At 39.6% G+C, this 19,061-nt stretch carries 17 protein-coding genes; 14 read left to right on the top strand and 3 right to left on the bottom strand.

Annotation, left to right across the window (positions count from 1 at the left end):
- Positions 1–2: 2 nt before the first annotated feature.
- Entirely contained in the window at positions 3–887 is an 885-nt protein-coding gene (locus tag CVS93_RS06045) for an AraC family transcriptional regulator (RefSeq protein ID WP_107686961.1), read from the bottom strand.
- A gap of 106 nt (positions 888–993) precedes the next feature.
- On the opposite strand from CVS93_RS06045, the gene CVS93_RS06040 reads away from it, so the two are divergent.
- The 12 genes from CVS93_RS06040 (at position 994) to cmoA (ending at position 13,210) form a co-directional block, all read left to right on the top strand.
- Positions 994–2,940 (top strand): TonB-dependent receptor domain-containing protein, encoded by a 1,947-nt coding sequence (locus tag CVS93_RS06040; protein ID WP_107686960.1) that lies wholly within the window; start codon positions 994–996, stop codon positions 2,938–2,940.
- A 1-nt stretch (position 2,941) separates the two neighbouring features.
- Complete coding sequence (locus CVS93_RS06035) at positions 2,942–4,039, top strand: PepSY-associated TM helix domain-containing protein (protein WP_107686959.1); 1,098 nt, start codon at positions 2,942–2,944, stop codon at positions 4,037–4,039.
- A gap of 64 nt (positions 4,040–4,103) precedes the next feature.
- Positions 4,104–4,568, top strand: a complete 465-nt coding sequence (locus tag CVS93_RS06030) for an RNA pyrophosphohydrolase (protein ID WP_021091471.1) — start codon at positions 4,104–4,106, stop codon at positions 4,566–4,568.
- A complete protein-coding gene (locus tag CVS93_RS06025; RefSeq protein WP_021091541.1) occupies positions 4,568–5,770 on the top strand; it encodes an aspartate kinase in 1,203 nt (400 codons plus the stop codon). The genes CVS93_RS06030 and CVS93_RS06025 overlap by 1 nt, the downstream gene beginning before the upstream one ends.
- Positions 5,770–6,312, top strand: a complete 543-nt coding sequence (locus tag CVS93_RS06020) for a HobA family DNA replication regulator (protein ID WP_072594585.1) — start codon at positions 5,770–5,772, stop codon at positions 6,310–6,312. Before CVS93_RS06025 ends, CVS93_RS06020 begins: the two co-directional genes overlap by 1 nt.
- Positions 6,313–6,933 carry a DNA polymerase III subunit delta' gene (locus tag CVS93_RS06015; protein WP_107686958.1) on the top strand — a complete coding sequence of 207 codons (621 nt, stop codon included), beginning with the start codon at positions 6,313–6,315 and terminating at the stop codon, positions 6,931–6,933.
- Positions 6,930–8,069 (top strand): dihydropteroate synthase, encoded by a 1,140-nt coding sequence (gene folP, locus CVS93_RS06010; RefSeq protein WP_107686957.1) that lies wholly within the window; start codon positions 6,930–6,932, stop codon positions 8,067–8,069. Before CVS93_RS06015 ends, folP begins: the two co-directional genes overlap by 4 nt.
- Before the next feature lie 32 nt (positions 8,070–8,101).
- Complete coding sequence (locus CVS93_RS06005; protein ID WP_107686956.1) at positions 8,102–8,962, top strand: NADAR family protein; 861 nt, start codon at positions 8,102–8,104, stop codon at positions 8,960–8,962.
- Between the two features lie 41 nt (positions 8,963–9,003).
- A complete protein-coding gene (ligA, locus tag CVS93_RS06000) occupies positions 9,004–10,947 on the top strand; it encodes an NAD-dependent DNA ligase LigA (protein WP_107686955.1) in 1,944 nt (647 codons plus the stop codon).
- Positions 10,937–11,650, top strand: a complete 714-nt coding sequence (locus CVS93_RS05995) for a TlyA family RNA methyltransferase (RefSeq protein ID WP_107686954.1) — start codon at positions 10,937–10,939, stop codon at positions 11,648–11,650. The genes ligA and CVS93_RS05995 overlap by 11 nt, the downstream gene beginning before the upstream one ends.
- A complete protein-coding gene (locus CVS93_RS05990) occupies positions 11,616–12,509 on the top strand; it encodes a bifunctional riboflavin kinase/FAD synthetase (protein ID WP_107686953.1) in 894 nt (297 codons plus the stop codon). The genes CVS93_RS05995 and CVS93_RS05990 overlap by 35 nt, the downstream gene beginning before the upstream one ends.
- Positions 12,506–13,210 carry a carboxy-S-adenosyl-L-methionine synthase CmoA gene (gene cmoA, locus CVS93_RS05985; RefSeq protein ID WP_107686952.1) on the top strand — a complete coding sequence of 235 codons (705 nt, stop codon included), beginning with the start codon at positions 12,506–12,508 and terminating at the stop codon, positions 13,208–13,210. The genes CVS93_RS05990 and cmoA overlap by 4 nt, the downstream gene beginning before the upstream one ends.
- 148 nt (positions 13,211–13,358) lie before the next feature.
- Here cmoA and fdhF read toward each other — a convergent pair whose 3' ends face one another.
- Both fdhF and rpsO read right to left on the bottom strand, forming a co-directional pair.
- Positions 13,359–15,635 carry a formate dehydrogenase subunit alpha gene (gene fdhF, locus CVS93_RS10110; RefSeq protein ID WP_413784288.1) on the bottom strand — a complete coding sequence of 759 codons (2,277 nt, stop codon included), beginning with the start codon at positions 15,633–15,635 and terminating at the stop codon, positions 13,359–13,361.
- Between the two features lie 398 nt (positions 15,636–16,033).
- Positions 16,034–16,306, bottom strand: a complete 273-nt coding sequence (gene rpsO / locus CVS93_RS05970) for a 30S ribosomal protein S15 (protein WP_107686950.1) — start codon at positions 16,304–16,306, stop codon at positions 16,034–16,036.
- Positions 16,307–16,452: 146 nt separating this feature from the next.
- Between rpsO and CVS93_RS05965 the strand changes: the two genes are divergently transcribed.
- Together CVS93_RS05965 and flhA are read left to right on the top strand one after the other, a co-directional pair.
- Positions 16,453–16,857 carry an RrF2 family transcriptional regulator gene (locus tag CVS93_RS05965; RefSeq protein ID WP_054196916.1) on the top strand — a complete coding sequence of 135 codons (405 nt, stop codon included), beginning with the start codon at positions 16,453–16,455 and terminating at the stop codon, positions 16,855–16,857.
- Positions 16,858–16,859: 2 nt separating this feature from the next.
- Complete coding sequence (gene flhA / locus CVS93_RS05960; protein ID WP_107686949.1) at positions 16,860–19,055, top strand: flagellar biosynthesis protein FlhA; 2,196 nt, start codon at positions 16,860–16,862, stop codon at positions 19,053–19,055.
- Positions 19,056–19,061 lie beyond the last annotated feature (6 nt).

Here is a 19,061-nt window from a genome sequence, read left to right as displayed (position 1 = left end):
GTTTAAAAGTAGCTTTTTGTCTTTAAGAGTTTGCTTGGTAAAAAGCCAAAATTTATCTTAAAAATTTTTGCAAAATGTGCTGTATTTGCGTAGCCTACGATATTTGCGGCTTCTTTTATACTTATATCGTTTTGCTCTAAAAGAGTAAAAGCTAGTTTTAGACGCTCTTTTGCTAGGAGCTGGTAGATCGTATCTTTAAAAAATAGCTTAAAATTTTTCTTTAGCCAAAAGTCATTTGTGCCACAAAGATGGGCTAGCTCTTTGATGCTTGGAGGATTTTGCATACGATTTAACAAGATCGTTTTAGCCTTTAAAAGAGTCTTTTCTTCATCACTATTAAGTGAGAATTCGCTCTTTTTTCGTATTTTGCTTTTATAAATAAGCTCTAAAATTTTTGACTCGGTAAAAATTTCCCTCATTGCGCCTTCATATAAATTTGTCGTATCAAGTTCATTTAAAACGCAAATTTGAGCTAAATCTTTTTTGTATTTCAAAAGTTCAAATTTATCATCAAATCTAAGTCCAGCAAATATCTCAAGCTTATTTGCGTAACTTTCGTCAAAAAGTAGTGTTTTCGTCTTATAAAATTTATTTTGATACTCAAAGATACCTTTAAAATCATCATTAACAAGCCCAATGCAAAATTCATCTTTGTTTAAGATATACTCTTTTTTATCAAGCTTAAAGCAAAGATCGTTTTTATCCTCATTAAACATTAAAAATAGGTATTTTTTAGACTTATGACGATCTCTTTTTATCCTGCCATTACATAAAATTTCACTTTTTAGATAGCTAATACCGCTGCTTTGCTTGAAAAACTCCACGCTTACTTGTTTTTCCTTTTGAGATATTTTGCTCGTTCCATATTTTTTGTCTAAATTTATCATTTTATCCCTCAAGCGTTAAATTTAATCCCTTTAGCGTTACGTATGATATTGATAACGATTATTTAATTTTAGTAAAATGTGCATTAAATTTTTATAAGGAGTTTTTGTGAAAAGTGCATTAAAAATTTCTATTTGTGCGGCAATTTTTATAAATTTACCGCTTTTTGCAAATGAAGATAAAGTTCTACCAGAAGTTAAAGTAGTGAGTGCGACAGGATTTGAGCAAAATATCAAAGACGCACCAGCAACGCTTAGTGTTATAACCAAAGAGGCATTAGAAAAGAAAAATCACAAAGATATCGAGAGCATGACCAAAGATATCCCAAGTCTTTTTGGAACTACTCCCGAAGCGGCAAATAGACGAGGAATTTCTATACGTGGATTCTCTCCAAGATTTACTAAAATTTTAGTAAATGGCATGCCAGTACCAGGCGATAACGCCTATAAAGGACTTAGAAGCGTTGGAGGCTCATATAGTTTCGTCCCACCAGCAAGTGCGATAAGCCGTATCGAAGTGATACGTGGACCTATGAGCTCGCTTTATGGAAGTGACGCACTAGGCGGAGTTATAAATATCATAACAGATGAGTTTAGCAATGAATTTGGCGCAAATCTTGGCTCAAGCTATAAATTTGCAAGAAATAAAAATATAAGTGGCGAGTTTTACAATAGCCTTTATTTGCACTCTGGGCTAATAGATGATGTTTTAAGTGTTTCTGTTTATGGTAAAAATTTAAATAAATCAGAAGATAAAATTTCTTATGCAAATAGAGAGCAAAAGGATAGAAATTTTGGCGCGAAGCTCTTTTTAAAGCCAAATGAAAATAATGATCTTACGCTTGAGCTTGCAAGAAGCGATGTGAAATATAAAAGAACTAAAGGCAAAACACTATCAACTGGTACTAACTCGGTTGCTAGCGAGAGAATAAAGGGCGATGTGATAAATTTAAGCCACGAAGCAAGGCTTGATAATATCTTGCTTCAAAGCTATTTATCTTATGGCAAGATAAAAGAGATAGCACAACAAAATTTGACGCTAAAGACTCTAAATTTTGATACAAAAGGCTCATATTTTACTGATAATAACGCCTTTACTTTAGGAGTAAATGCCAAAAAAGAAAAGCTTGACGAAAAGGCCACCACAGCAGATGCGGCAAATGTAAAAAGATATGATTATTCGGTCTATGCTGAAGATGATTATCGCCTTATAAAAGACTTTATCTTAAGCATAGGTATTCGCTATAACTACGATGAGAACTATGGCTCGCACGTTTCACCAAGAATTTATGGTATCTATAACTTAAACGACTTTTTTGCCTTAAAAGGCGGAGTTAGCACAGGTTATGCGACACCTGATATCAAGCAACGCACGCAAGATCTTGCTTTGCCATTTGCTGGAGGACGTGGAGCACAGCTTGGAAGAAGTGCTCTTAAGCCAGAGACAAGTGTAAGTTATGAATTTGGTGGCGTTTATAATAACAATGAAGGTTTTGAAACGTCTTTAACTGGCTTTTACACAAGTTTTAAAGATATGTTAAGTTACAGGCCTATCTGCTCAAGAGGCAGTGTTTGCAGGCATAAAGGCAAAATTTATCCAAATGGTATTTGGGAGAGTATAAATATCGGTAAGGCTGAAATTTACGGAGTTGAGCTAACAAATGAGTGGCAAGTTACAAATGCTCTTAGACTAAATCAAAGCTATGTTTATACAAAATCAAAACAAAAAGATGGATCAGAAGTTGGCAAAAGCTTAAACAACTATCCGCTTCATACATTTAAATTTGGAGCGAACTACGAGCTAAATAGATGGCTAAATTTCTGGTCACAGATAAATTATTATGGTAGAACTAAAAACTCATTTAGCTATGCTGATGATATGAGAGCTTACGTTATCGCAGATCTTGGCATAAACTACAATGTAACTAAAAATTTCAGCCTAAACTTAAGCGTTCATAATCTCTTTAACGAGTTTTTTACGACAAGATCAGGCAGATATGATGTTTTGATAGTCGATGGACAAAAGATCGAACTTGGCTTTAATTTGAAGTTTTAAAATGTTTAAAATTTGGCGGAAATTTCACTTAATTTTAGCTCTTATCTTTGCTTTGCCGCTTTTGATAATCTCAATTAGCGGAGCGATTATTTCGTATCACGATGAGATAATTGAAGCTTTTAGTAAAGATGAGATAGACATAGCAACCAATAAAAGTGCTTTAAGAATAGATGAAATTTTAAAGGTCTTTAGTAAGACTAGGCCAAATTTTAACCTTAGTTATATAAAGATAAAAGGCGAGGCAAATAGAGCTTATGTGGTAAGTGGCACAAGCGAGAATGGTGAGTTTAAATCATTTTTTATAGATCCTTATACGGGCGAGATAGTCTCTGAAAATAGTGTGGAAAAATTTATAGGACTAGCTTTAAATTTACATAAAAATCTAGGAGTAGCTCTATTTAAAAACGAAAATGTATCTAAATTTGCAAGTGAGCTAGTGGCGATTTCGACGCTTGCACTACTTGCAATTTTATTATCTGGAGCGTTTATACAATTTTGGAGATTTAGAAGTAAATTTATTAGCGCCTTTAAGCTAAATCTAAAGGCAAAGAAATTTGCATTTTTATATTCGCTACATGGATTTTTAGGGCTTTATTTGGGGGTTATTTTGCTTATTATCTGTGTTAGCGGTCTATACTTTTCTTATGAGAGCTTTGCTAAGGTCATAAATCAAATTTATGGCGAGCAAAAGGTATTTAAAAAGCCAAATTTTACTAGCAAAAATGGCTTTAGTTTAAGTGATGAGCAAAAGGTAGAAAATCTTCAAAAAGCTTATGAAATTTTTACTTTAAAATTTGGAAATGAGTTTGATGCTTTAAATTTTATCCTCAATAAAGACGGCGTAAAATTTATGATTTTTTACTTACCAAAAGGTGCTAGTGAGAGTGACGGCGTTAGGCTTGTGGTCGATACGGCAAGTGGAGAAATTTTAAAAAATACCATGCCAAAATCTTTTGAAATTTATAAATTTATGCTTGATCTACACGCTGGATATATATTCGGAGAGACTGGAAAATTTATCTTTTTTATGGCTTCTTGTGGAGTTGACGTGCTACTTTTTAGTGGCTGTGTGATTTACTACAAACGGCGTAAAAAGTAGTCTTATTTATCTATCTCTTAACTCTTTTTAGTTATTATCCCAAATAAAATTTTTTGGAAAAATCATGCAAAAAAAATACAGACCAAATGTGGCAGCTGTTATTTTGTCTAGCTTGTATCCATTTAAATGTGAAATTCTAGTCGCAAAAAGGGTGGATATGGATGATATTTGGCAGTTTCCTCAAGGCGGAATAGACGAAGGCGAGAGTCCAAAGCAGGCTTTAAAAAGGGAGCTTAAAGAAGAGATCGGAACTGATAAAATCGATATCTTAGATGAGTATCCGCAGTGGCTAAGCTACGACTTTCCAGCAAACGCGGCAAAGAAATTTTATCCATTTGATGGACAGACACAAAAATATTTTTTGGTTAGACTTAAAAATGGTGCCAGCATAAATTTAAAGACAGAGCATCCAGAGTTTAGCGAGTATAAATTTGTAGATTTTGGTAGAAGTTTAGAGGGAATAAATCACTTTAAAAAGCCTATTTATGAAAAGGTTTTGAGTTATTTTAAAGAGAAAGGATATTTTTGATGTTGATCGTTCAAAAATTTGGCGGAACTAGCGTAGGAACACTTGAACGCATCGAAGCTGTGGCAAATAGAGTCATTGAGACAAAAAATAGCGGTGCAGACGTAGTTGTGGTAGTTTCTGCGATGAGCGGAGTTACAAATCAATTGGTTGAATATAGTGAGTATTTTTCAAAACATCCAGATGGCGTCGCCACTGATATGCTTTTAAGCTCTGGAGAGCAAGTAACGACCGCGCTTTTAACGATCGCACTTAATGCAAAAGGCTATGCGTGTGTAGGTATGACAGGTGCGATGGCAGGCATTATTACTGATGATATTCATACAAAAGCAAGGATCGAAAGGATAGAGACTGCTAGGCTAAAAGCCGAGCTAAAAGCCGGCAAAATCGTAGTTGTGGCTGGCTTTCAAGGTATAGATGAAAAAGGTAATATCACAACCCTTGGTAGAGGTGGTAGCGACCTTAGTGCAGTTGCATTAGCGGGAGCACTTGATGCTGATCTATGCGAAATTTTTACCGATGTTGATGGCGTTTATACGACTGATCCAAGGATAGAAAAAAAGGCAAAAAAACTTGAGAAGATAAGCTATGATGAGATGCTTGAGCTCGCCTCTGCTGGTGCAAAGGTACTACAAAATCGCTCAGTCGAGCTAGCAAAAAAACTAAATGTAAAACTCATTACAAGAAGTAGTTTTAATCACAATGAAGGTACATTAATAGCAAAGGAAGATGACAATATGGAAGCAGTTTTAGTAAGCGGAATAGCACTAGATAAAAATCAAGCAAGAGTAACACTAAGAGGCGTAGTTGATAAGCCTGGCATCGCAGCAGAAATTTTTACAGCTTTAGCTCATGAAAACATAAACGTAGATATGATAATCCAAAACGTAGGACATGACGGCACTACAAATTTAGGCTTTACAGTGCCACAAAATGAGCTTGAACTAGCAAAAGAAACTATGCAAAAGCTCTCAGCTGCAAAACATATAGAATTTGATGATGCGATCGTGAAAGTTTCAGTTATTGGCGTCGGCATGAAAAGCCATAGTGGCGTAGCATGTTTGGCATTTGAAACGCTTGCAAAAGAGGGTATAAATATCCAAATGATCTCAACAAGCGAGATAAAAATTTCAATGATTGTTGATCAAAAATATGGTGAGCTAGCAGTTCGCGTACTTCACGATGCTTATAAGCTAGATAAATAATGCAAGATTTTATTCAGTGGACGTTAAAGGCTATTAGGGACGAAGGACCTTTGATGAGCTGGATGGAGGAAAGGCGTGTCGAATGGACGCCTTTGCTCGCATCTAGGCTTAAATTTTTACTTGAAGGAAGGGCTTTTATAACTATAAGTGATGAAGAGCGAAGATGGTTTGAAATTTATCTTTTAAAAAAGATGAACCATTCAAAAAGCATAAGGCCGTTTTTGCCATTTTTTAGCCTAAGATCGCTTTATCCATCACTTGATGAGATAGAGACAAATGAGCAAAAGCAGCTTCTAAAAGATATGCTAAGTCTTGCTTTTCCAAACGGATACTTGTTTTTTTATATCGGAAAGAGCCTTGATAGATATGCGAATTTAGCCAAAAGTGATGAGGATAGTTATATGTGGCTATTTGACGAGCAGGCACAAAATAGCTTTACTCTTAGCTCAAGTGATGAAAATTTAGACGTTAAACTAATAAGCCTTTGCAAAATTTTTGATAAAAGCATCGATGCGGCGCTTTTTGCCAAGGTGATACTCTAAATGCTTAATAAAATCGTCGTTACAAGCGATTTTGAAAGTTTAAAAGCCAAGCTTGAAAGCGAGTTTGGCATAAATAATTTAAGATTTTTTATAAGCGATGATTTTTTGCTAGAAAATGCAAAGGAGGTCATCGCAGAAGCTTACATTGCTGAAAAAGATGAAAAAATTTTAGTAATACATGCTAATTCTTTTAGGACAGAGGCTCAAAATGCACTTTTAAAGATCATCGAAGAGCCTCCAAGAAATATCAAATTTATAATAGTAACGCAGAGTAAAAATTTACTTCTACCAACGATCAGATCGAGAATGCTTATAGAAAATAAGCTCACAAAAAAGCCAAAAATGAGTGTTGAGCTAAATTTAAAATCGCTTGGACTAAAAGAGCTAACAAGCTTTATCGATCAAAAGATAGCAGAGGAGCAGGCGCAAAAATTTGGCAAAAACGAGCTAAAAGAGCTTGTCGGAGCCATCGTGACAAAGGCGGTTGATAGTGGGTATAAATTTAGCGGCGAGGAGATGGAGTATTTTTTCTCGCTCATCAAGCTTGCCGATCTAAACGCCAAGTCTCACGCCATTTTAATGCCACTCTTGCTTACTATCTTTGAGAAAGGACGACGTTGAAATTTTATAAGATAAATAACAAAAGCGACTTTGATGAAATTTGCAAAGCCGTCTCGCCAAGCCCGGCTGGCGCGAAGCTCATGCACGAAAAGAGCGAGATAAATTTTATCTTTATCGATGAGATAAAGACCCCAGCAGCAAATATCCTAAAACAAGACGCCCTAAGTGTCGGCGCCGAGCTAGTGACGCATAATGATACGATCTTGGGTCGCGAGAGCCTAAACAAAGCCTTGCTAATGGCGACAAACGCGCAGCTTAGGCAGCTAGCTAAAAAAGAGAAGCTACAAGACTTTGGGCTTAAAAAGCTTGCCGTCTTTTTAGAGACTAAATTTATAAAGCCCGCAAAGCCTCTTATAATGGGCGTGGCAAATATAAATTCAGATAGTTTTAACGAGCAAAGCCGCATAAATACGCAAAATGGCATAGCAAAAATAGAAGCGATGATAGAAGCAGGTGCTGACTACATCGACCTTGGCGGCGTTAGCTCAAGGCCAGGGAGCGAGTATTGCGGACGTGAGGAGGAGTTTAGGCGCATAAAAGACATCATTGAAGAAATTTATAGGCTAAATTTACACGAAAAGGCGAAATTTAGCCTTGATAGCTTTGATGAGTATTGCTTAGAATTTGCGCTAAATCACGGCTTTAAGATGATAAATGACATCACGGCAAATGCAAATTTAGCCTCGCTTGCTGCAAGATACGACGCCCAGTTTTGCATGATGCACATGCAAGGAGACCCTGCTACCATGCAGATTGCGCCAAAATACAACGACTTAATCGGCGAAATTTCAGACTTTTTTGAGCAAAAGATCGTCCTAGCAAGGGAGCTTGGCGCTAAAAAGATAGTACTTGACGTTGGCATCGGCTTTGGCAAGACGGCTGAACAAAATTTACTGCTTATTAAGCATTTGGAGCATTTTTTGAAATTTGATTGCCCGCTACTAGTAGGTGCCAGCCGTAAATCAGTTATAAATCACTACTACCCAAGCGAGGTTAAAGACCGCTTACCAGGCTCGCTTTATCTGCATCTAAAAGCCTTCGAAAATGGCGCGCAGATCATAAGGACGCACGATGTAGCCGAGCACAAGCAGCTTTTTGATATGCATGAGGCGATGAGCCAAGCCACGCTTTGGTAGGGCGCTGGGCCAAATTTGATAAAAGAGGCCAGATGAAAAATTTATTGCCGCCACCTTGGATCAAATTTCCAGAGATTAGCCCCTTTTCTATAGGCTGGAGGATGGGCTGCGGCGAGGATTATAAGTTTAAATTTAACGACTGGCTAAAAACACTCAGCCAAGATGAGCAGCGCCAGTATCAGCAGCTATTTGCTGAGCCTGCAACGTGGCGCGGATACTGGGATGAGAGGCTTAGTGATGATGATAGCACACTTTTTACTTATAATGAATTTTTGCTAGATCTTTGGGAGCGTGAGCCAAGATATGATCTAGCGTGGCTAAAAAAGCGCTACAACGCAGGTGCTGTTGGCAAGTTTTTATTATTTTGGGGTCATCAAAAGGGTGCAAGTATAAGTGCCAGCTGCCTAAGCCAGTGGTACGCCTCTAGCTTTTGGCAAGATGAGGTGAGATACGCTTGCGCCGAGCAATACATGATGGCTAAAAAGGCTGAGTGCTTTGGCGATAAAGAGGCTTTGGAGCAAATTTTATCTGCCAAAGATCCAGTGCAAATGAAGGCGCTTGGCAGGCAGGTGAGAGGCTTTAACGCTAAGGTCTGGGACGAGGTCAAATTTAGCGTCGTGCTAAATGCAAGCTATCTAAAATTTAGCCAAAATACTTCTTTGCGAGACTTTTTGCTCCAAACTGGGAGTAAAGTTTTGGTTGAGGCAAGCCCAGTTGATAAAATTTGGGGCATAGGTTTAGCCGCAAGCGATGAAAATGCGCAAAATCCTATGAAGTGGAGAGGGCAAAATTTACTTGGCTTTGCGCTGATGAGAGCGAGGGATGAGATAGCAAAGGTCTATAAAAATGTCCATCTTTTTGATACGAGAGAGCTAAAATTGGATCATTTATAAAGTATGTTTAAGATAAAATGCGGTGTAAATTTGGAGCAAAAATGACAAAACAAGAGTACGAAAAAGCGGTAGATACGCTAAATACATGGGCAAAGGCCTACTACGACGAGGATGAGCCACTTGCAAGCGACGAGGAGTACGACGCGCTATATCACGCGGTGCTTGAGTATGAGCAGGCAAATCCAAGCGAAATTTCTATCTTTTCACCTACAAAACGCGTGGGCGGCACCGTAAAAGAGGGCTTTAGCAAGGCTAATCACATCAAACGCATGTGGAGCATGGAAGATATTTTTGATCTAGCCGAGCTTGATGCGTGGCTAAAGCGTGGCGAGAAAGAAGATTTGGTCTTTGTTGCTGAGCCAAAATTTGATGGAGCGAGCTTAAATTTGCTTTATGAAAACGGCGTTTTGGTTAGGGCGATTACTAGGGGTGATGGCGTTACAGGCGAAGACGTGACACAAAATGCAAAGACGATAAATTCTGTTTTAAAGAGCATTGATTACAAAGGGCTAATTGAAATCAGGGGCGAGGTCGTTATAAAAAAAGAAGATTTTGAGCTTCTAAACGCAGAGCGCGTAAAAAATGGCGAGGCGCCGCTTTCAAACCCTAGAAATGCAGCTGCCGGAAGCCTAAGACAGCTTGATAGCGCAGTCACTGCTAAAAGAAAGCTACTTTTCATACCTTGGGGTGTGGGCGAGCAGAGCCTTGGGCTAAAAGATCACAGCGAGGTGATGAAATTTGTGCGAGATCTTGGTTTTGAAAGAGATGATTTTTTCAAAATTTTAAAAAAAGATGAGCTCGAGGCTGCGTATAATGAGCTTTTGGCAAATCGTGAGGCAAAGAGCGTAATGATGGATGGCATGGTGATACGTGTAAACGACCTTGCACGCTGCGAAGAGCTGGGCTATACTGTTAAATTTCCAAAATTTATGGTGGCGTTTAAATTTCCAGCTATTGAAAAGGTGACTAGGCTAAAAGACGTCGCGCTTCAGGTTGGCAGAAGCGGCGTAGTAACACCTGTTGGCGTGCTTGATGAGGTAAATATCGATGGCGCAAATGTAAAATCCGCCACGCTTCATAACTTTGACGAGATCGAGCGTCTTGGCGTCATGAAAAACGACTATATCGGTATCATCCGCTCAGGTGATGTTATACCAAAGATCACAAAGGTTTATAAGGATAGGCGCGATGGCAGCGAGCAGGCGATAGAGAGGCCTAAATTTTGCCCAGTTTGCGGCTCGCACTTGCTTGATGAGGGAGCGTTTTTGAAGTGTCAAAATTTAAGTTGCAGGGCAAGAGTAGTTGGCTCTATCATCCACTATGCGTCGAAAAAATGCCTAAATATAGACGGCCTTGGCGACGCGATCGTAAATTTGCTATTTGATAAGGGGCTAATTTCCTGTATAAAAGACATTTATGGCCTTAAATTTGATGATCTCATGGCGCTTGAGGGCTTTAAAGAGAAAAAGGTAAATAACCTTTTAAATGCGATCGAAGCTAGCAAAGGTGCGGAGCTATCGCGCTTTATCACGGGTCTTGGCTGCGAGCATATCGGCGAAGTGGCGGCCAAAAAGCTAGCAAGTAGCTTTGGGCTAGGCTGGCTTGATGCTAGCTTTGAGGAGCTTGTCTCGCTTGAGGGCTTTGGTGCGGAGATGGCAAATAGCCTAATTGACTTTGCCGAGGTAAATAGAGCAGAAATTTTAGCCCTTAGCCAGATCGTGCAGCCAAGCGTGACGCAGGCGCAGAGCATCTCAAATGCACTAAGTGGCAAAACGGTCGTGATAACTGGCACGCTAAGTCGCCCAAGAGATGAGATAAAGGCGGAGCTTGAGAGTTTTGGTGCAAAGGTTTCAAGCTCAGTTTCTAAAAAAACGGACTTTGTCTTAGCCGGCGAGGAGGCTGGCAGTAAGCTAGAAAAAGCAAATGAGCTAGGCGTGCTGGTGATCGATGAGAGCGAATATGAGAGGCTAAAACTTGAGGTTTGATAACTATGTCGCAAGCGTTTTAAATATCAGTAGAAACAAGGCGAGCGAGCTAATTAAATCTGGCAAGGTGCTAACAAATGGCGAAATTTGCACCAAGGTTTCAAGCGAGGTTAGTGAGGCTAAAATTTCGCTGCTTGATGAAATTTATGTTGGGCGAGGGGCACTTAAGCTAAAAAGCTTTTTGGAGACGGTGAAATTTGATCTAACTGGCAAAAATGCGCTTGATATCGGCAGCTCAACTGGCGGCTTTATGCAAATTTTACTTGAGCGTGGCGTAAAGAGCGTAACAGGCGTTGATGTTGGCACTGATCAGTTAGATGCCAGTCTAAGAAGTGATGAGCGAGTAAAAATTTATGAAAAGACCGATATCAGAGAGTTTGCTAAGCAAGAGCAAGATAAATTTGATCTAATAACTTGCGATGTTAGCTTTATCTCGTTGGCTGAAATTTTGCCAGCCATAGGCGATTTAGCAAGCACAAATTCGCTCATCATCACACTCTTTAAGCCACAATTTGAAGTGGGCGTCGGTGTAAAACGAAATAAAAAAGGCGTCGTCACTGATATGAAAGCTATAAATTTAGCGATGAAGAGATTTGAAGTGATGGCTAATAGCTTAGGATTTAAAATGATAGCTTGCAAAGAGTGCGAAGTAAAAGGGAAAGAGGGAAATGCCGAATTTTTCTACGCTTTTAACAAAAGATAATATCACTGCCGTTGCGATCGGGCATTTTGACGGCGTGCATAGAGGGCATAAACAGCTTTTAAAGCAGCTAGGCGAGTTTGGCGGACTTGTCGTGATCGATAAGAATAAAGCCAACATCACGCCAAAGCTAAAGCGAGCGGAGTACTCAAATTATCCTTGCTTTTTGTATGATTTTGATACCATTAAAGGGCTTAGCGGTGAGGAATTTATTGCACTGCTAAAACATGATTTTAAAAATTTAAAAAAGATCGTTGTTGGCTTTGATTTTAGATTTGGCAGAAATAGAGCATGGGACAAGCACGATTTGAAAAGAATTTTTGATGGTGAGGTGGTCGTCGTTGACGAGGTTTGTTATGACGGTATGGGCGTGCATAGCTCATCCATCAGAGAGCTGATACGCCAAGGCAACATCGAAGAGGCAAACAGGCTAATAGGCAGGGAGTACTCGATCGAGGGCAACGTGATAAAAGGGCAGGGCATCGGCGCAAAAGAGCTGGTTGCTACGCTAAATTTAGAGATAAAAAGCTATCTTTTGCCGCGCGAGGGCGTCTATGCGACAAGAACTAGGATGGGCTCATATACCTACGGCTCGGTCACATTTATAGGCAATAGGCTTAGCACGGACGGAAATTTTAGCGTCGAGACGCACATCTTAGACGAGGTAGCGCCAAAAGTGACGAAGCACGTTGCCGTTTGCTTCATAAAACGTTTGCGCGATAATAAGAAATTTAATAATCTTAGCGAGCTAAAAGAGCAGATAAAACGCGATATAAACGAGGCTAGACAGTGCGTGGGCGTGTGCGATCTCTTTTTTGGAGAGACGATGAGATACTTTGACGGATATGGAGCTGGTATATGAGAGATGAAATTTTTAAAGAGCCTATAAGTAAGCAGTTTGAATTTGATGACTTTGTGGCGAGCGTTTTTGATGATATGATCTCGCGCTCGGTGCCATTTTACGACGTTAGTTCAAATTTAAACGCAAAACTGCTAGCTAAAATTTTGCCAAAAGATGCAAGTGTATGCGACCTTGGCTGCTCTACGGCAAATAGCCTGCTTTTGCTAAACAACCTTAGAAACGACCTCGTGCTAAGCGGTGTGGATAACTCTGAAGCTATGCTAGCAAATGCTAAAAACAAGGCAAAGGCATATGGAGCAAAGATAAAATTTTTGCTTGATGATATTTTAAAGTGTGAGCTAGCGGGCTTTGATGCAGTTTTGGCAAACTATACTTTGCAGTTTATCAGACCGCCAAAAAGGGCTGACCTAGTGCAAAAAATTTATAACGGACTAAATGAAAATGGAGTTTTTTTGTTTAGTGAAAAGATCATCTTTGAAGATAAAAAACTTACTAAAAGTGTCATAGAAATTTATGAAGACTACAAGCAGGCGCAAGGCTACTCACGCTACGAGATCGCTCAAAAGAGAGAGGCGCTTGAAAATGTGCTGGTGCCATACACCGAAGAAGAAAATAGAAGCTTAGCCCTAAACACTGGCTTTAAGCGAGTCGAGAGCACATTTAAGTGGGGAAATTTTATGAGTTTTTTGGCGTTTAAATAAATTTAAAAATATCTGCTTTTGTATTTAAATATAAAATTTAACCACAAATAGTGAAGTTAAAATTTAGATTTTTTGGCTTTGCAATGTTAAAATTCTTGGATTATGAAATTTGGTAGTAAAGAAATTTAGCGGGAATTTCCCGCTAAATTTACTCATTTATCGCCACATTTCCGTGGTGGTGGAAGTCATCATAGATGATCTTTGAAGTTTGGAATTTCTCGCGTTTTAGCTCGCGAACTCTTAAAAATTCCTCTTCATCGATCTTTTTGATCTGAATAGCTGCTTTAAATGTCGGAGTCTTACTGATGTAGTCCCAGCCACTGCTTGTTAGCTCGTTGCATGAGCTCTCCCAGTAGTGAAAAGTCATCTGTATGATACCATCAGGCACTATGTCTGTAACCTCGGCTTTTACGACGATGTAGCCGTGTCTGCTCCACGCTTTGATGAAGTCGCCTTGCTTTATGTCGTATCTTACGGCAAGCGACGGGCTCATCTCAGCGATAGGTCCGATGCTGTCGCCGCCTTCTTCGATCGCTTTTGAGCGCCTTGTCATGGTGCCAACGGTGTATTGATAGACCTTTCTAGTAGTTAGAAGCTGTATCGGATACTCAGCGTCGGTTTTCTCATCAACTGAGCCAGCCATGATAGGATACTCAGGTGACATATTCATCTTCTTAGCAAACTCAAGTTTCGCTGGCTCGATCTCGTCGGCACTGTCCACAAATAGGCATGGTACAAAGCGACCTTTGCCATCAGGTGTGAAAAATTTCTTATCAAGATACAAGCTTTGACCGCCCATGTTATCTTCTGTTGGGCATGGCCAGTGAAGACCGTGATATTTTTTGATGCGGTAGTAGCTCATGCCACCATAGCGTCTAGGGTCGCATTTTCTGACTTCTTCCCAAATTTCTTCTGGTGAGTTGTAGTTAAAGCCCTCAGTTGCACCCATACGACGTGCGATCTCACAAACGATCCACCAGTCTTGTCTAGCATCGCCTGGAGGTGTGATAACCGCTTCGTTGTGCTGTACCCGGCGCTCTGCGTTGGTGTATAAGCCCTCTTTTTCGCTACTTGCAACGCCTGGAAGCACGACGTCAGCTTTTAGGGCAGTTTCAGTCAAAAATAGGTCTTGAACCACGTAGAAATCGACATTTGCGATGCCTTTTAAAAAGTGGTTTGTATTTGGCTCAGAGATAACTGGGTTTTCGCCGATAGTCCAAAAGAAATGCACTCTGCCATCAAGTATCGCATCAGGCACTTCAGTCTTGTGGATGCCTATCTTTGAGTTTAAAAATCCAGGCTCAAGGTGCCACATTTTCTCAAACCAAGCTCTTTGCTCTGGGTCGGTGACTGAGCCAAGATTTGGAAAGATATTTGGCAAAACGCCCATATCGCAGCAGCCTTGAACGTTCTCTTGACCTCTAAGCGGCAAGTCGCCTGTGCCAAGCTCGCAGATGTTACCAGTGATTAAGAATAAATTTGATACGTCGCAAACTCCGCCAACGCCGTGGTTAAAGTGAGTTACGCCCATGCCGTGAGTGATGACGGCCGGTTTTGTGGTGGCATACATTCTAGCAGCTGCTCTGATATCCTCTGGATTTAGCCTTGTGTATTTAGCTACAACCTCTGGAGCATAGTCTTTTACGGCTTCTTTGACATACTCGATGCCTATTGTGTGATCTCTTACAAATTCCTCATTTACAAGGCCTTCTTCGATGATAGTGTAAAGAAGTGCATTAATAACTGGGATGTTGTGCTCTGGCTCTAGCTGCAAGTGGATGTCGGCTCTACTTGCAAACTCAGTCTTAATAGGGTCGATAACGATCAGTTTTGCACCGCGGTTTAGCGCTCTTTGAATGTGCATAGCTGCGATTGGGTGACCATTTTCTGGGTTTGAGCCTATCATTAATATGCAGTTACTATAAGTGCCAATCTCTGTAAAGCTATTTGTGGCAGCTCCGTTTCCGATTGTTTTAGCAAGTCCTGCTACTGTCGGAGCGTGTCAAATTCTAGCGCAGTGGTCGACGTTATTTGTACCAATTACAGCGCGCATTAGTTTTTGAGCAACGTAGTTGTCCTCAAGTGTGCAACGTGCTGAGAAATTTCCAGCTAATGCGTCTGGGCCGTATTTCTCTTTGGCTTCTTTCATCTTTTCTACGACAAGATTAAGCGCCTCGTCCCAGCTTGCCTCTTCAAATTCACCATCTTTTGAAAAGATCCCATTTTTCTTTCTAATAAGCGGCTTTGTAAGTCTATCTGGACTTGCAACGTAGTCCCAGCCATAAAAGCCTTTTAAACATAAATTTCCTTGATTGACTGGATTGTCTTCGACGCCAGTAGCGGCACGAACGACGTTGTTTTCCACGTGCAAGGTTACTTGACAGCCTGTCCCGCAATAAGGACAGATGACTTTGCCTTCTTTCATCACTTTCTCCTTCTAATTATGCATTTTTTGCATATTTATTTTGAGTAATATTACTAGCCAAATTCTTAATCTTTAATAAAAATTCTTTATCTACAAAAATAAATTTTTAATCTAAGTTAAAATTAATTTAATTCTATTAAAGTCAATTATTTAGGGGTTTTAAAATTTATTTAAAATTGATAAATTTATTATAAAAGAAATAAAGATATAGAGATTTAGCTTTTTATATAAAACGAAGAAATTAATTCTAATTTTACTTTATTTAAAAAGATTAGTCATATTGTGAGTAGATAAATTAATACTAAAGATAGAAAATTTTAAAATTGAGCTTTAAATTTTTGAATAAAAGAAATGTATAAATGAAATTTAGTAAGGAGAGCGGATCGCTCTCCGATGGATTATTTATCTCTTAAGCCAAGCTCAGAGATTATTTTTGAATATGTAGAGTAGTCTTTGTTTTTAAGATACTTTAAAAGTCTTTTTCTTTGACCAACTAGCTTTAAAAGACCTAAGCGTGATGAAAAGTCTTTTTTGAAAATTTTAAGGTGTTCTGTAAGTTCAGTTATTCTAGCTGTTAAAAGAGCTATTTGAACTTCTGGAGAGCCTGTATCTCCCTCTTTTCTAGCGAATTTCGCAACTATTTGAGCTTTTTTAGCCGAATCCAAAGCCATAATGACCTCCTGATTGGTGAATTTTGAAAGAGCGATTATAGCATTTAAAACATAAAGTTAGATAAAACTACGCTTTTTAAAAATTAATGAAAAATGCAGTAAAAATTTTATAGAATAATGGCTATTTAAAGACTTAAGGAAGATAAATGCTTTTTACAAAGGCAAGCGAATACGCTCTACTTTCACTTATTTTAATATCTCAAAAATCATCTCCAGTTGATGTTGATACGATCTCAAATGAACTTAAAATTTCAAAAAGCTTTTTAGCCAAAATTTTACAAAATCTTGCAAAAGATGGAATTTTAAAGTCGTTTAAAGGGGCAAATGGCGGTTTCGCGCTAAATAACGAACCTGAAAATTTAAGCATAAAAAAGATAATAGAGTGCGCTGAAAAACGTGAACTTAACGTCTTTGAGTGCTCATCTTCTGCAGATGGCTGCCCGTCAAACAAAGCCTCAAGCTGTCAAATTTGGTCTATGTTTAGCGGCCTTCAAAGCAAGATCGACGAGATGCTTGATGCGATAAAACTAAGCGACATCGTTAAGAAGTAAAGTTGGCAAAGCAAAAAAATAACATATTAACTCTTGTAGCGCCGTTTCTTGCGCCAATTGTTAAGTTTAAAAGTCTTAGCATCGTTGGTATCATTGTTGCCATCCTTGCTATCATTATCGTACCGCTTCCAAGCGCGGTGCTTGACTTTTTCTTGGCACTTTCTATTTCTATTTCTGTGCTTATAATCTTAATTTCGATTTATGTGCCAAAACCAACCGATCTTAGTACATTTCCGACACTGATCCTTATTGTTACGCTTTTTCGCCTCTCGCTAAACATCGCAACTACGCGTATGATCTTAAGCGAAGGTCACAATGGCCCAGAAGCGGTCAGCGAGATCATCTCAAGCTTTGGAAATTTTGTCGTTGGTGGCAACTTTGTCATCGGAACCATCGTCTTTTGTATCTTGGTTCTCATAAATTTTATGGTCGTAACAAAGGGTTCAACCCGTGTGAGCGAGGTGCAAGCACGTTTTACACTTGATGCGATGCCAGGTAAGCAAATGGCGATAGATGCGGATTTAAACGCAGGTTTGATTGACGAAAAAACAGCGCGTGAAAGACGTCAAGCCATCATCGGCGAGGCAAATTTCTACGGCGCGATGGATGGTTCGTCTAAATTTATAAAAGGTGACGCCGTAGCTGGCATCATCATCACTATCATCAACATCATCGGTGGCTTTGCTATCGGCTCGTTTCAGCACGGCCTTGATATGGCGACATCGGCTCAGTATTATACGATCCTAACTATCGGTGATGGCCTTGTGAGCCAGATCCCAGGACTTATCACATCAACAGCTACTGCCATCATCATCACAAGGGCTAGCAAAGACGATGAGGACTTCGCAGAAGGTACTCTAAATCAACTCTTGGGAGACTATAAAACCTTACTAATAGTGGGCTTCATACTCTTTATGTTTGCCCTGGTTCCTGGACTTCCGACACTATCTCTTGGGTTTATTGCGCTGTTATTTTTGGGGCTTGGCTACATCATAAAGCAGACAAAAGATGGAGGATTAAATTTAAACCTTGCGCCAAAAGACAAAGCTGCTTCTAAAAAGGCCGGAGCAGGTGTGCCTGGCGCCACAGGAGCTGGTGCGACAAGTGGCACTGCTGTCAAAGTTCCAAAGAAGAGTGACGAAGAGATAGCAAGAGAAGAAGAGACAAAGATAAATGACATATTAAAGCTTGAAATTTTAGAGCTTGACCTAGGGTATGGACTGCTAAAACTAGCCGATGTGGATCTTATCGAGAGAATTCGCGCTATGAGGCGAAATATCGCTTCAAGCCTTGGCTTTTTGATGCCAAAGATAAGGATTCGCGACAACCTTCAGCTTCCACCAAATGAGTACCGCTTTAAACTAAAAGGTATCATCATCGGTCAGGGTGAAATTTATGCGGATAAATTTCTAGCAATGGATAGCGGTCTTGTGAGTGAAGATATCGAGGGAATTCCAACAAAAGAGCCAGCTTTTGGACTAGATGCACTTTGGATCGATGCTAGTGTGAAAGAGGACGCCATCCTTAGTGGCTACACGATAGTTGACCCTGCAAGCGTCATCTCAACGCATATGAGTGAGCTTATAAAGCAAAACGCAGCTGAGCTTCTAACTCGCCAAGAGACGCAAAATTTACTAGACAAACTAAAGATCGACTACCCAGTTGTGGTAGAGGATACGCTAAGAATCGCACCTATAAATTTGATCCAAAAGGTCTTAAAAACGCTGCTTAAAGATAATATCCCAATCAAAGACCTGCTTAGCATACTTGAGGCCATTAGTGATATCGCCGAGGTTAGTAAAAATTTAGACATGATCATCGAGCATGTTCGTGCAGCACTCTCACGTGTTATTACCTCTCTTTATGTCGATGAAAAGGGACAGTTAAATTTTTACATTTTAGATAGTGCGGTCCAGCAAAAGCTCATGGATGCGGTGCAGTATAAAGACGGCGCATACCACCTGATGATAAATGTAGCTCAGACATCGTCTATCGTGCAGGCTCTAAGGCGTGAAAAAGAGAAGCGTCCGATGAGCCAGCACGGTGAAATTGTACTTTGCGTGGAGCCAAGCTTGCGCAAATTTATAGCAAATATCTGTGCAAATTTTGCCATCGACATAGTGGTGCTAAGTTTTGCTGAGATCTCTGCAAATACGCCATTTGAAACAGTTGGCGTCATAGAAATAGAAAATATATAAAGGAAA

The organism is Campylobacter concisus (genome assembly GCF_003048535.1).
Classification (GTDB): Bacteria; Campylobacterota; Campylobacteria; order Campylobacterales; family Campylobacteraceae; genus Campylobacter_A; species Campylobacter_A concisus_S.
The sequence above is the reverse complement of the archived record's forward strand: the minus strand, read 5'-3'. Positions and strand labels throughout refer to the sequence as shown.